This is a genomic window from Kitasatospora terrestris (assembly GCF_039542905.1).
GTDB classification, from domain to species: Bacteria; Actinomycetota; Actinomycetes; order Streptomycetales; family Streptomycetaceae; genus Kitasatospora; species Kitasatospora terrestris.
This window is the reverse complement of sequence record NZ_BAABIS010000001.1, coordinates 979748-993234: the sequence shown is the minus strand read 5'-3', so window position 1 is coordinate 993234 and position 13487 is coordinate 979748. Positions and strand designations below refer to the sequence as shown.

The 13487-nt window shown below is 74.5% G+C and carries 8 protein-coding genes; 3 read left to right on the top strand and 5 right to left on the bottom strand.

The features are described 5' to 3' along the window. Positions 1-5 precede the first annotated feature (5 nt). The 4 genes from ABEB06_RS04815 to ABEB06_RS04800 all read right to left on the bottom strand — a co-directional run bounded on the left by ABEB06_RS04815 (position 6) and on the right by ABEB06_RS04800 (position 8144). On the bottom strand, positions 6-1604 hold the full coding sequence (locus ABEB06_RS04815) for a Dyp-type peroxidase (RefSeq protein WP_345695523.1): 1599 nt from the start codon (positions 1602-1604) through the stop codon (positions 6-8). 79 nt (positions 1605-1683) lie between these two features. After that, a complete protein-coding gene (locus ABEB06_RS04810) occupies positions 1684-3570 on the bottom strand; it encodes a galactose oxidase early set domain-containing protein (RefSeq protein WP_345695522.1) in 1887 nt (628 codons plus the stop codon). Between the two features lie 316 nt (positions 3571-3886). After that, positions 3887-6754: an ATP-binding protein gene (locus ABEB06_RS04805; protein WP_345695521.1), complete on the bottom strand. Its 2868-nt coding sequence runs from the start codon at positions 6752-6754 to the stop codon at positions 3887-3889. A 574-nt stretch (positions 6755-7328) separates the two neighbouring features. Beyond that, entirely contained in the window at positions 7329-8144 is an 816-nt protein-coding gene (locus tag ABEB06_RS04800; protein WP_345695520.1) for a DeoR/GlpR family DNA-binding transcription regulator, read from the bottom strand. A 252-nt stretch (positions 8145-8396) separates the two neighbouring features. Here ABEB06_RS04800 and ABEB06_RS04795 point away from each other — a divergent pair, with 252 nt between their 5' ends. Both ABEB06_RS04795 and ABEB06_RS04790 read left to right on the top strand, forming a co-directional pair. Then, positions 8397-9836, top strand: a complete 1440-nt coding sequence (locus ABEB06_RS04795) for an RICIN domain-containing protein (RefSeq protein WP_425559570.1) — start codon at positions 8397-8399, stop codon at positions 9834-9836. A gap of 129 nt (positions 9837-9965) precedes the next feature. Continuing rightward, positions 9966-12374: an RICIN domain-containing protein gene (locus ABEB06_RS04790; RefSeq protein ID WP_345695519.1), complete on the top strand. Its 2409-nt coding sequence runs from the start codon at positions 9966-9968 to the stop codon at positions 12372-12374. 91 nt (positions 12375-12465) lie between these two features. On the opposite strand, the gene ABEB06_RS04785 is transcribed toward ABEB06_RS04790, so the two are convergent. After that, entirely contained in the window at positions 12466-12633 is a 168-nt protein-coding gene (locus tag ABEB06_RS04785) for an AfsR/SARP family transcriptional regulator (protein ID WP_345695518.1), read from the bottom strand. A gap of 128 nt (positions 12634-12761) precedes the next feature. Here ABEB06_RS04785 and ABEB06_RS04780 point away from each other — a divergent pair, with 128 nt between their 5' ends. Beyond that, a complete protein-coding gene (locus ABEB06_RS04780; RefSeq protein WP_345695517.1) occupies positions 12762-13487 on the top strand; it encodes a hypothetical protein in 726 nt (241 codons plus the stop codon).

The window sequence follows — 13487 nt, the reverse complement described above, 5'->3', positions numbered from 1 at the left end:
GGCGGTCAGCGGGGCAGCGAGGTGGTGTCGAGGTGGCCTGCGGCGAGGGCGGTGAGGACGGGGAGGGCGGGGGTGAAGGCGTAGAGGGTGCCTTCGGTGCGGACGAAGCGGGTGAAGTGGAGGGGGGTGACCCGGCTGCCGGTGCCGCTCGGGGCAGGGGTTTCGAAGGCGAGGGGGCTGTCGGGGCCGAGGACGGGGTCGGTGCCGGGCCTGGGGGTGCGGGCGGGTGGGAAGTCGGGGGCGTCGATCCAGGCGCGTTGGATGAACTCGAACTGGGCTACCAGGTCGGCCTGGTGGCTGAGGAAGACCATGCCGCGGGCGGCGGTGGGGCCGTTGGGGCCGGAGTCGTGGCCGGGGAGGAAGGGCGCGCCGTACGGCATGCCGCGGCGGATGATCCGGTGGCCGTCCAGTTGTGCCTCGGGGAGCGGGCGGGAGCCGGGCGCGAGGACGAGGCCGTCGCGAGGGTTGCTCTTGCGGATGTGGGCGAAGAGCGGGGTGGTCCAGCCGTCGGGGTCGGCGGCGTAGCCGATGTCGTTGTCGGGGGTGCGGCCGGTGCCGGGGTCGGCGTGCGGGTGGGCGGCGAGGGAGGCGCCGGAGGGCCAGCGGCCGACGAGGCGGGCGCCGAGCCATTCGGGTGGGGCGTCGGCGGGTGCGGTGCCGGCGGCCTGGAGGGTGGTGAGCCGGCTGCGGATCTGGGCCCACCAGCCGGGGACGTCCTGGGCGAGGCGGCGGATCACCAGGAAGCTGCCGTCCCGGGCCCAGGCGGGCAGCCCGCTGGGCAGGCCGTGGGCGCGGGGGCGGCCTACGAGGAACTCGCCGGCCGGGACGAGCCGGGTGCCGGGGTCGCCGGCGACCTGGTCGGGACGGGCGGGGTCGGCGGGGTCGTAGCCGTGGACGCCGGGCTGGCTGATGCAGTCGCGGAAGCCGAAGTGTTCGCGTTCGCCGGGCAGGGCGGCGGCGGGCTGCCGGTGGACGAGGCGCAGGCCGTGCTGTCCGGCGTCGGTCAGGGCGGCGGTGACGGCGGCGGCGAGCTTGCCGGGGTGGTCGGCGGCGACGGTGAGGACGGCGTGGACGGTCGGCTGCCCGGGGCCGCCGAACAGCCAACTGCCGGGCGCGCTGGCGCCGGTGTCGCCGAGGAGGGCGGCGCGGGCGGCCGGGCCCTGGCGGAAGGCGTCGGCGGTGGCGACGGGCAACGGGTCGCGGCCGGCGAGGTGGGCGAGGCCGTCGTGGGTGAGGGCGAGGCCGGTCCACAGGACGCTCATCGCGCCGGGGTCGGGTTGCCCCTGGCGGGCGTGGGCGGCGACGCGGTCGTTGACGGCGGTGACGTCGGCGGTGGTGGCGAGCCGGGGGACGAGTGCGGCCAGCCACCGGCGGGCGGTGTCGGCCGGTCCGAAGGTGAGCAGCAGCAGTTCGGCGCGGCTGCGGCGGAAGCCGGCGAGGACGTCGCCCTGGATCTCCCGGCTTTCACGCAGCGGGGCGGGGGCGGAGTCGGAGGGCGCGGCGAGGGCGGCGGTGGCCGGTGCGAGGGCGAGGCCCGCGGTGGCGGCGGCCGCGGCGAGCAGGGTGCGGCGGGTGAGGGCGTACGGGCAGGCGGGGAGGTCCACGGGCCGGGCAACTCGCTTCCGGAATCGGGGAGTTCGCCGCCGCGTCGGCGAGGGCGCGGCGGCGGAGGGGGAGTCGGGCCTACTTGAGGGCGGTGGCGCTGCGGAGGGCGTCGGGGGCGAGCTGGACCCATTGCGCGGTGCTCGGTACGCCGTTGGCGTCGAGCAGGAAGAGCATGTACCAGCCGGGGACGGCGGCGGCCGCGCTGGGCGGCGCCTGGAGGGTGAGGGTGTTGCCCGCGCGCGCCTTGATCCGCAGCTCCAGGTGGCGCTGGCTGGTGTTGACGGCGTGGGTGGCGGTGGTGGGCGACAGCAGGACGGCGCGCTGCACCTGGTCGGGGGTGGAGGTGGTGACGGTGAACCGGGAGTCGTACCCGAGCGCCTGCTGCGGGACCTGGTCGAGCGCGGGGCGCGGGCCCTTGTGCAGGTAGGCGGGCTCGTAGATCTCGATGGTGCCGTTCCGGTCGCTGGTGATGTCGGGGTTGTTGGCGAGCTGCTGCAGTTCGTCGCCGGTGACCATGATCCGGCCGTCCGGCATCACGACGGCGTTGGAGTGGTAGCCGCGCGGCAGCCGCTGGACGGGGCCGAGCTGCCACTTGCCCTCGGCGTCGCGCAGTTCGACCTGGCGGTACTTCAGATCGGCGTTGGGGTTGTAGGCACCGTTGCCGTAGTCGCGGATGTCGTACGCGCCGTTGACGGTGAACAGGGTGCCGTCAGGCAGGATCAGGGTGTCGTCCTGGGTGCGGCCGAAGGCGCGGGCCCGGTCGGCGGTCCACTTGCCGTCGCTGAAGCGGTAGGTGCCCGGGTCGTCGTGGTCGCCGCCGAGGATCAGCGCGGAGTTCGGGCCCTCCCAGCCGCCGGGCAGCGGGACGGCGGAGCCGTAGTTGCGCATGGTGCCGTCGGGGCGGGCGGGGAGGTCGGAGCGGGTCTCGGCGACGGGGTCGAACACCCACTGCTCGGCGGCCTGCCGGCCGAAGGCGTACACCTGGCCGTCGCGCAGCGAGAAGAGGTGGGGGTAGTCGCGGGTGAACGGCGCGTCCGCCTTGAAGCGTTCGACCGGCTGGTTGCGCGGCACGTCGGTCTTGGCGTACGGGACGGGGCGGCTGAGCGCGGGGAAGCGTTCGACGATCGGGGTGGGGGTGCCCCAGCCGAGTTCGGACTGGCCGGACATGATGAGCTGCCGCCCGTCGGCGCCGGTCACCACGGAGGGGTACCAGCGGCCGGTGGCCATGTCCTGGTTCTGCGCCCAGGTCTCCGTCCACGGGTCGAAGACCAGGGAGAGCTTGGCGCCGCTACCGCCGTTGCCGCCGAGGTTGCCGCCGAAGACGCCGAGCATGCCGTTGGGCAGGAAGGAGTGTCCGGCGCAGAAGAACGGGGCCGGGCGGGCGATGTTGAGGCCGTCCGGCATCACCACGGTGGGCGGGGTGACCTTCTTGAAGGCGTCCGCCCCGGTGCCCTTGGCCGGGTCCCAGACGAAGGCGCGGCCGGCGTTCTCGGCGCCGATGGTGTCGGTGGGCGCCGGTTCCTTCTGCGGGTTGGTCTCGATCCGCTCGAAGGAGAACAGCAGCACCTTGCCGGTGGGCAGCATCGCCACGTGCGCGGCGAAGTCGGGGGAGGGGAAGTACTCCTTGAACGCGCCGAACGCCGAGGCGTCGAAGCCCGCGTTGATGCGCGCCTGGGTGTCGGTCAGCTCCTTCAGGCGGGCGGTCCGGGTGGACTGCGGGTACTCGCCGACGGCGCGCAGGCCCAGTCGGGCGCGGGCGTGGGCCTCGGCGTGCTCGGCGCCGAGCGCCTTGGCCTCGCCGGGGTCGACCTCGGCCTGGACCTGTTCGGCGGTGAAGGTCTGCGCGGCGTTGGGGGAGGCATGGTCGTGCGCGGGGCGGGCCTGGGCGGTGGCGGGGACGGCCACCAGGACGGCCGGGGCCAGCAGGCAGGCGGCGAGCAGCCGGGACGGGCGATGACGGGACATCGGTCTCCTCGGGACGGGCCGGCACAAGGGGGGACCTACCGCGGGGTAGCGCTGCGGACGCAGCGGGGCCGGCACCACAGCCAAGTGTTCGAGTACAAACCGATTGCTGTCGCGCCGGGCGGTCCGCTGGAGTGAGGAGGCGGGGCGAGGGGGGTGACGGCATGTCACGCCTGGCCGAGCGGCCCCAGCGGAGTCGATCCGGTCCGGGGTCCGCCGGTACGCAGTCGGGCTGCCGTGCACCGGCCGCCGTGCGGGTGAGCCGCCCGCGGCTCGCCGGTCGGGGCCGCCTGGGTGGCGGTCGTCGGCACCGTGCCGGTCACCGGCCGGCGTCGCGCAGGGCCTTGCGGGTGGTGTCCAACTTCCGCAGGACGGCCGCGACATGGTGCTCGGCGGTGCGCTCGGAGAGGAACAGGGCAGCGGCGATGTCCTTGTTCCTGGCGCCCCGGGCGAGCAGGTCGGCGACCTGCCGTTCGCGCGGGGAGAGCAGGCCCGCGGGGTCGCGGGGGCCGCGGGGCTTGGAGCGGTCGAGGCCGCGCAGCCGGTGCCGGCAGCGGGAGGCGTCGGTGACGGCGCCGAGCCCGTCGAGGACGGCGATCGCCTCCGTGAGGGCGGCCGCCGCGGCCTCCGGATCGGCCGTGCCGGCCGCGGCGGCGGCGCGCTCGGCGGCGAGCGCGGCCGGGTAGGGGCGGCCGATCGCGAGCCAGCCGGCGCGGGCCCGCTCGAAGGCGGCGGCGGCCTCGACGGGGGAGCCCTCGACCAGCAGCAGCCCCTCGGCGAGCTGGTGCTCCGCGTCCGCGCCGGGGCACTCCAGGCCGGTCGTCCCGGCCGCGTGGTCGGTGACCAGGGCGCTCGCGGCGGCCCGGTCGCCGCGCAGCAGGGCGGTCTCGACGGCGGTCGGCAGCAGGTCGAAGGCGAACGGCCACAGTTCCCGCCGGCGCAGCAGCCGTACGGCGGGGGCGAGGACCTGCCAGGCCGCATCGGGGTCGGCGGCGGCCAGGCTCAGCCGGGCAAGGCCCGCGGCGGAGGGAAGGGTGAGGACGCCGGTGGCGTCCTGGCCGACGGCCCGGCGGAAGCGTTCGGCTGCTTCCCCGGCGTGGCCGCGGGCGGCGGCGACCACACCCTGGGCGGCGCCGAGCAGGCCGGTATCGGTGACCGGGCTGTCGGGGAAGCGGGTGCGGTAGGCGGCGAGTGCGGTGTCCCACCGCTGCCAGTTCCCCGACGTCCACTCCAGCAGGACGGGGTAGCTGCTGGAGTACACCACCAACCCGGGCAGCCCGGCCCGCTCGCCGAGCGCGACGGCCTCCTCCGCCCACGCGGCCACCCGCCCGTCCAGGCCCACGCAGAGGGCGATCTCGGCGGCGTTGGACAGGCCGATCACGGTGGTGAACAGCAGCCTCGGGTTGTCGCTGCGCCGGGGCAGCGCGGCGATCAGCCCGGGGACCCCGGGGGAGGCGCAGGCCGGCAGGGAGACCAGCCGGTTGGTGTGGACGATCGCCGCGGTCTCCGGGTCGTCGATCCGGTCGACGATCGCCAGGGCGCGGTCCATCCAGGCGCTGCGCTCCGCCGCCGTGGCGTCGCCGGTGTCCATCGAGGCGATCACGGCGAGGGTCTTCGCGGCGTGGGCCGGATTGTCGGCCTCCAGCTCGCCCGCCGCGGTCTCCAGGTCCTCCACGCCGGCGGACCCGCCGTCGCGGGTGCGCAGGATGTTGCCGATCCGGGCCCGGATCTCGCCCCGGACGGCGGGCGCCAGGCCCGGGGTGGCGACGATCCGGCGCAGCGCGGCGATCGTGGCGTCGGTCGCCTCGGCGGTGTAGCCGATCGCCTCGGCGAGCGAGCGGGCCGCCTCGCCGAGTTCGCCGGTGGACAGGCCGGGCAGGTCGAGGATCTGCCGCAGCAGCATCGCGGCGGTGCCCTGGTCGCCGACCGCCAGGGCCTGGTCGATCGCGGCCCGGGCGTGCACCAGCCACCGCTCGGTGTCGCCCAGCGCCCGCGTGTGGTGGGCGAGTTGCACCAGCGGCGGCGGGTCCTGCGCGGCCAGCAACGCCAGCACCCGCCGGTGCAGCCGGGTGCGCCGCGGGCCGGGCAGTCCGTCGTACACCGCGCGACCGGCCAGGGTGTGCGAGAACCCGTAGGAGTCCGGGGCGTGTTCGACCAGGACGGAGCGGGCCAGCGCCTCGACCAGCGCGTCCGATCCTTGAGCGTCCGTCAGGTCGGCCGACCGGAGCAGCAGTTCCTCGCGCGCGGGGACGGCGACCACCGCGGCGGCCTCGACCAGCGCGTGGGCCGGCCCGGACAGCGGCTCGATCCGGGCGGCCAGCACCTCGCGCAGGCTGCGCGGCACGCCCAGCAGTTCGGGCCGTTCGGCGGCGTCCGGCTCGGCGGCCAGGGTGATCAGGTCCTCCTCGGCGATCAGCGGCAGCCCGGCGCTGCGCTCGTACAGCACCCGGGACAGCTCCCCGGTCGGGCGGACGCCGAGCGCGGAGCCCGCCAGCCGGGAGACCGCGGCCGGGTCCAGCCGCTGGAGGGCCAGGTCGAGCAGGGTGGTGCCGGCCGGGCGGCGGAACGCCTTGCCGAGCAGCGGGCCGGCCTGCTCCTCGCCGCGGAAGGTCAGCACCAGGCCGACGCCGTCCGGCAGGCCTCCCGCCAGCAGCAGGAGCAGTTCGCGGGTGGCGTCGTCCGCCCAGTGCAGGTCCTCGACGGTGAGCACCACCGGCGCGGCGGCGGTCAGCAGCGCCCGGGTCGCGCCGAGGACGGCGCGCAGCCGGCCGGCCGGGTCGGCGGGCCCGTCGGGCGGCGGGGGCAACCGGTCCGCGAGGTCCGGCAGCAGCGGGGACAGGGCGCCGGCCGCCGCGCCGATCCGTGCGTCCGGCCGCAGCAGCGGGCCGACGGTCTCCAGCGCGTCGATCACCGGGCCGAAGGGCAGCGGCTCGCGCAGCGGGTGGCAGCCGCCCAGCACCGAGCCGACGCCCCGGCCGCGCAGCACCGCCGAGGCCTCCGCGACCAGCCGCGACTTGCCGACCCCCGCTTCGCCCTGCACCAGGACCACCGCGGGCCGCGCGGTCAGCGCCCCGACCACGGCGGCGAGCTCCCGCTCCCGGCCGACGAACGCGAAGCCGCGGGGACCGGCCGCCCGGCCCGCGCGCCCGGCCGACCGGCCCCCGCGCCCAGTCGCCTCCTGCGCCATGGTCCGCTCCCTGCCCACCGGCGCCTCGCCCCGCCGGTGGACCCACGCTACTGCGGGGCTCGGGCCGATGCGCGGTGCGGGAGTACGGAGGTTGCGGGTCGCGACTACCCAGGATCGCGTCGGGGAGGTTCGGGAATGGGCACCGGTGGCCGTGGCCGAGGGGCCGCCCGCGGGCCTTCCCTGGAAGCAGCGAAGGACGTTGCAGGAGGCGAGAGGCCATGAACACCAGGATCCGGCCGGTGGCGACCCGGCCCACCGCGATCTACCTGCGGTGCTACCCGTACGACGCGGCCTACCTGCTCGACTTCTGGGACGTGCTGGCGTGCTACGCGCTGGAGGCCGGGCTCGGCGAGGCCACCGTCTTCCTGGACAACGGCCGACGTTCGGGCGGTGCGCTGCCCGCCCTGTCGGAGCTGCTGCGCGCCGCCGAGCAGGGCAGCCTGCGGGCGGTGGTGGTGCCCGGGCCGTTCGTCTTCTCGCTGGACGACGAGGTGGCGCGGCGGACGGTCCGGCAGCTGGCGGAGCTGGGGTGCCGGGTGTACGAGCTGCCGGACCGGTCGCGGGAGCGGCCTGCTCAGCCTGCGGAGTCCTCGGCGCTCCCGGCGACGATCAGCCGGCCGACGGACTCCTCCAGCGCCGCGCGGGCCGGTGCGTCCAGCCCGTCGTCGGTGACGAAGCAGTCGATCTCGGTCAGCGCGGCGAAGGCGCTCAGCCCCACCACGCCCCACTTGCTGTGATCCGCCACCGCCACCACCCGGCGGGCGGCGGCGATCAGCGCGCGGTTGGTCTGCGCCTCGGCGAGGTTCGGTGTGGTCAGCCCGGCCCGTTCGGAGACGCCGTGCGCGCCGATGATCAGCAGGTCCACGTAGAGGGAGCGGATCGCCTGGTCGGCGAGCGGGCCGACCAGGGCGGCCGAGGGCGTGGGGGTGCCGCCCGTGAGCAGCAGGGTCGGGCCGGTGCCGGCGACGTCGGCGACGTTGTCCCGCAGCAGGTCGGCGACCGGCAGTGAGTTGGTGACCACGGTCAGCCCGCGGACCTGGAGCAGCCGGCTCGCCACCGCGTACGCGGTCGTCCCGGCCGAGACCGCGACCACGCTGCCCGGCTCCACCAGGGCCGCCGCGGCGTCGGCGAGCGCCGCCTTGGCGCCCGACGCCAGGTGGGTCTTGGCCTCGAAGCCGGGCTCCTCCGCGCGGGCGCCGCTGGCCACCGCGCCGCCGTAGATCTTCTCCACCTCGCCGGCCCGGGCGAGCGCGTCCAGGTCGCGGCGGATCGTCATGTCGGAGACGCCGAGCTGCTCGACCAGGTCGGCCACCCGAACCGCGCCCGAGCGCTTCACCAGGTCGAGGATCAGCGCCCGGCGCTGCGGCCCCAACAGTCCGGGGTCGGCCACGGTCTCACCCTCTCCTCGTGGAAATCATCAGGAAGCAACAGTCTAGGCCGGGCCTGTCTGCCGGGTGAATTCAACAAGATCGAACATGATCGGCGGCATATGTCCCAGTTTTGGCCGGGACTTCGCGCGAGACCCCTTGACACAACCCAACATCACTCCGAGACTCTCCGGCAATCGCCTGTTTGCGCGAACACGGTGCGACCGCGTGACACCTGGCGAACCCCCACCCACCCCACCCGAGGTACGTGAACCATGCGGCGAATCAGAACCACCCTGTGCGGAACCCTGCTGGCGCTGTCCCTCCCCGTGACCGGCCTGATGGCCCAGCCCGCCGCGGCGGCGCAGGTGACCATCACTAACGGCACCCAGTTCACCGACACCACCGGCGCCGTCGTCCACGCGCACGGCGGCGGCGTCATCAAGGTCGGCCAGTACTACTACTGGTTCGGCGAGGACCGGAACGCCGACAACACCTTCCGGTACGTCTCCGCGTACCGGTCGACCGACCTGAAGACCTGGGAGTTCCGCAACCACGTCCTCACCCAGGCCACCGACCCGGAACTGGCCTACGCCAACATCGAGCGGCCCAAGGTGATGTACAACGCGGCCACCGGCCAGTTCGTGATGTGGATGCACAAGGAGGGCGCCACCGACTACGGCGAGGCCCGCGCCGCCGTCGCCGTCTCCTCCACGGTCGACGGCGACTACTCCTGGCACGGCAGCTTCCGACCGCTCGGCGAGATGTCCCGGGACATCACCACCTTCGTCGACGACGACGGCACCGGCTACATGGTCTCCGCCGCCAACGAGAACGCCGACCTGCACGTCTACCGGCTGACCGCCGACTACACCGGCATCGACGCCCAGGTGCAGAGCCTGTGGAACGGCCAGTCCCGCGAGGCGCCCGCGATGTTCAAGCGGAACGGCGTGTACTTCCTGCTCACCTCGCACGCCACCGGCTGGTCCCCCAACCAGCAGAAGTACGGCACCGCGACCAGCATCACCGGCACCTGGAGCGGCCTGAGCGACGTCGGCGACGGCGTCACCTACGGCAGCCAGACCGCGTACGTGCTGCCCGTCCAGGGCACCTCCGGCACCAGCTACCTGTACATGGGCGACCGCTGGGGCAACTCGATGGGCGGCACCGTCCAGGACTCCCAGTACGTCTGGCTGCCGCTGAAGTTCCCCACCGCCACCACCATGACCATGGGCGACTCGCCGCAGATCACCGTCGACACCGCCACCGGCACCGTCGCGGGCGTCGGCGGACCGTGGGAGTCGCTGACCGGGCGGCAGAGCGGCAAGTGCGCCGACGTCTCGAACTACGGCTTCGCGGCCGGCGCGCAGGCCATCCAGTGGTCCTGCGGCAACGGCGCCAACCAGAACTACTGGTTCAAGACCGTGAGCAACGGCTACGTCCAACTGGTCGCCCGGCACAGCGGCAAGTGCCTGGACGTGAACGGCGCCTCGAAGGCCGACGGCGCGCTCGTCGTGCAGAACACCTGCTCCACCGCCACCTCCCAGCAGTGGCAGGTGCAGAAGGTCGACAGCACCTACGTCCGGCTGGTCGACCGCAACAGCGGCAAGTGCCTGGACGTCACCAACCAGTCCACCGCCGACGGCACCGCCCTGGAGCAGTGGACCTGCAACACCGGCACCAACCAGCAGTGGAAGCGCACCACCGTGAGCTGACCCGCCCGCAGGCCCCCACCGCAACACCCCACCACCGGCACGCCCCTCTTCCTCGCCACCGAGGGGCGTGCCGTCGTGCGTCCGCACCCGAAGACCCCCGCCCCGACCCCGCCCGAAGATGGAGCCCCGATGCCCAGAGGCACCCGCACCACCGGCCTCGGCCTGGCCGTGGCCGCCGCGCTCGCCGCCGGAGGAATCGCCGTCCCGCCCGCCGCCGCCGCGGAGGCGGCGGCGCACGTCACCGTCCGCCTCGACCCCGGCTACCAGCAGCAGCCGTTCCAGGGCTTCGGCACCGCGCTGGCCTGGTTCGCCAACGTCACCGGCGGCTGGCCGGACAGCGTCCGCAACCAGCTCGCCGACGACCTGTACGGCTCGGGCGGTCTCGGCTTCACGGTCGCCCGCTACAACATCGGCGGCGGCGACAGCCCCGAGACCACCCCGTACATGCGGGCGGGCGCCGCGATACCCGGCTGGTGGAACCGCCCCGCCGCCGTGAGCCCGCCGAACCTCGAACCGCCGAACTGGTGGGACCCGGCCGACCCCGCCCACTGGAACCCGCAGGCCGACGCCAACCAGCGGTGGTGGCTGACCGCCGCCAAGGCCCGCGGCGCCGACACCTTCGAGGCGTTCTCCAACTCGGCCCCCTACTTCATGACCAACAGCGGCCTGGTCTCCGGCGCCACCGACGCCTCGCAGGACAACCTCCGCTCCGACCAGTACGACCGCTTCGCCGCCTACCTGGCCGGCTCCCTGCAGCGCGTCCAGGCCGCCACCGGCGTGACCTTCGGCTCGCTCTCCCCGATCAACGAGCCCAACACCTGGTACTGGCACGCCGGCGGACCGCAGGAGGGCTCGCACTGGGCGCCCGACTCCCAGGCCCACATGCTGACCAGCACCCGCACCGCGCTCACCGCCGCCGGGCTCTCCACCCCGGTCGCGGGCATGGACGAGACCGACCCGGTCCAGTTCCGCGGCGACTGGAGCAGCTACTCCACCGCCGCGCGTGCCGCGGTCGGCAGGCTCAACACCCACACCTACAGCCCCGGCGGCCGCGGCGGCGCCCGCGACATCGCCCGCGGCGCCGGCAAGTCGCTGTGGATGTCCGAGGTCGACCTCGGTGGCAGCGGGCCGCAGGACTTCACCGACATGTCCCCGGCCCTCGACTTCTCCCGCCGGATCACCGGCGACCTGCGCGAACTCGAACCCAGCGCCTGGGTGATGTGGCAGGCGGTCGAGGACTACGAGAACATGACCCCCGCCCACGAGAACTCCAACTGGGGCCTGATCCAGGTCGACCTGACCCCCGCCGACCCGGCTGCCGAGCCGATCCGCAAGAACAAGAAGTACTGGGCGATGGCCAACTACAGCCGGTTCATCCGCCCCGGCGCCCGGGTGATCGCCACCGACAGCGCCGACACCGTCGCCGCACTGCGCCCCGGCGGCACCGGCGCGGTGGCCGTCTACACCAACACCGGCGGCGAGGCGCGTACCGTCACCCTCGACCTCGCGGGCTTCAGCACGGTCGACACCGCGGTGCCCGTGCAGCAGTGGACCACCGACGGCGGCAAGAACCTGCAGCGGGAGGGCGACCTGACCGCGACCGCCGCCAAGACCGTCACCGCCACCGTCGGCCCCGGCTCGGTCACCACCTTCGTCCTCCCCGGCGCCACCGGTGTCTCCACCACAGCCGCCACCGCCCCCACCGGCACGGTGCGCCAGCTGATCGGCGACCACAGCGGGCTGGCCCTCTCGGCCGGCGCCACCAACACCGCGGCCCCCGTCCAGCGCACGCCCAACGCGAGCGACACCGCCCAGCAGTGGACCTTCACCAAGCTGTCCGGCGCCTGGGACGGCACCGCCCTCTACCGGATCACCAACGGCCGCTCCGGCAAGGCCCTCTCGGTCTCGAGCGGCGTCCTCGGCTTCGCCTCCTCCGGTACCTCCACCTCCCAGCAGTGGATGCTCTCCACCACCGGCGACGGCCACGCCACCCTGGTCAACAAGGCCAGCGGCCTGCTGCTCGACGTCACCGGCGACTCCACCGGTGACGGCGCGACGGTCGGGGTGTGGCAGCCCACGACCGGCAGCAACCAGTCGTGGGCGGTGCGCGGCGCGGCCGCCGACAACTGGAAGACCCTCAAGGACCGGCAGAGCGACAAATGCGCGGGCCCGGAGAACGCCTCCACCGGCGCCGGCGCGCCGATCGCCCAGTACGCCTGCGCGGCGACCGCGAGCCTGCAGTGGTCGCTGCGGTACAGCGGACCCGGCCAGGTCAACGTGATCGCCCGCGCCACCGGCCAGTGCCTGGACGTCTCCGGCGCCTCCACCGCCGACGGCGCCGAACTGGTCCAGTACCCGTGCAACGGCAACAGCAACGAGCAGTGGTCGGTCCGCGACACCGGCTCCGGCTACGCGACCCTGCTCGCCCGCCACAGCGGCAAGTGCCTGGACGTCGCGGCCGGCTCCACCGCCGACGGCGCCCGGCTGGTCCAGAACCCGTGCACCGGCGCCCCGGGCCAGCAGTTCCTGATCGGCTAGCAGCGCGCTCCACTCCTCGCGGATCGTCGCCGAGGCCACGTCCTCGACCGGGGTGCCGCGTCGCAGGGCAACCGCCCCGGTGAGTAGCCCCCTACGCCTCGTCCCGGGCACCCGTGGCCGCCGCCTTCCGGCCGGACCCCGCGGCGGCCACGAACCGGTGCATGTCGAGCTCGCCGTCGGCCGGTTCGAAGCGGCGGCCGGAGCCCTCGGTGACGATCCTCTCGTCCCGGACGCAGCCGAGCACGGGAAAGCAGACCACGGACCGACAAGTGGCCAAGGCTTTACCGTGCCGCCGACGGGCGGGTCCCCCTGTAGTAATTTACGCAGCGTGCCAGCGCCGTCTCCGGGTCACCGACCCGGCGATTCCTGTACCCAGCGGGGGATCTGATGCAGCATCCGTCCTACGACCCGTCATCCCAGCAGCCGCCCCAGCCGGCGCAGCCGGGATTCGGCCCGTCCTCGTACGGACCACCCCCGTACGGACCGCACGGCCACCCGCCGGAGGGGCGCTCGAAGGCCAAGGCGTGGGGCGCCTTCGCCGCCGTGGTCAGCGCCGTGGCCGGTGTGGCGAGCGCCGCGGCCGCCTTGATGGGCGGGGGCGACTCACCGAACCCCGCCCCCGCACCCCAGGTGACCGTCACCGTCGCCGCGCAGGCCGGTACGGGGGGAGCTCCCGCCCCGGTCCCCTCGGCCCAAGGGGCGGCTGCCTCCGCGCCGGCCACCGGCACCGCCGCGAAGGTCGTGTGGACGGGGCCCTTCCGGCTGGGCATGGAGGGCGTCGACCTGACCTCGAACCCGCCCGCCGCCGGCGCCAGCGGCAGCTTCATCTTCCTGCGGCCGGACGCCCAGCGCAGTGGCAGCAACGGCATGGTGGTGAAGGGCACGGTCGCTCCCTGGTCCGGGCCCGGGGAACCGACCGCAGAGGGCTGCCGGGTCCAGCTGCTCACCCAGAAGCGCCAGGAGGTCGAGGTCGCCGTGAACGACCAGGTGTGCGTGGTCGAGGGCGGCTCACCCATCGGAGTCCTGAAGATCACCGGTGTGCACTACAACGCCGGTTCCTACGGTGAGCTCGACACCGTCCTCACCGTCTGGAACCTCAGGATGAACCGCTGA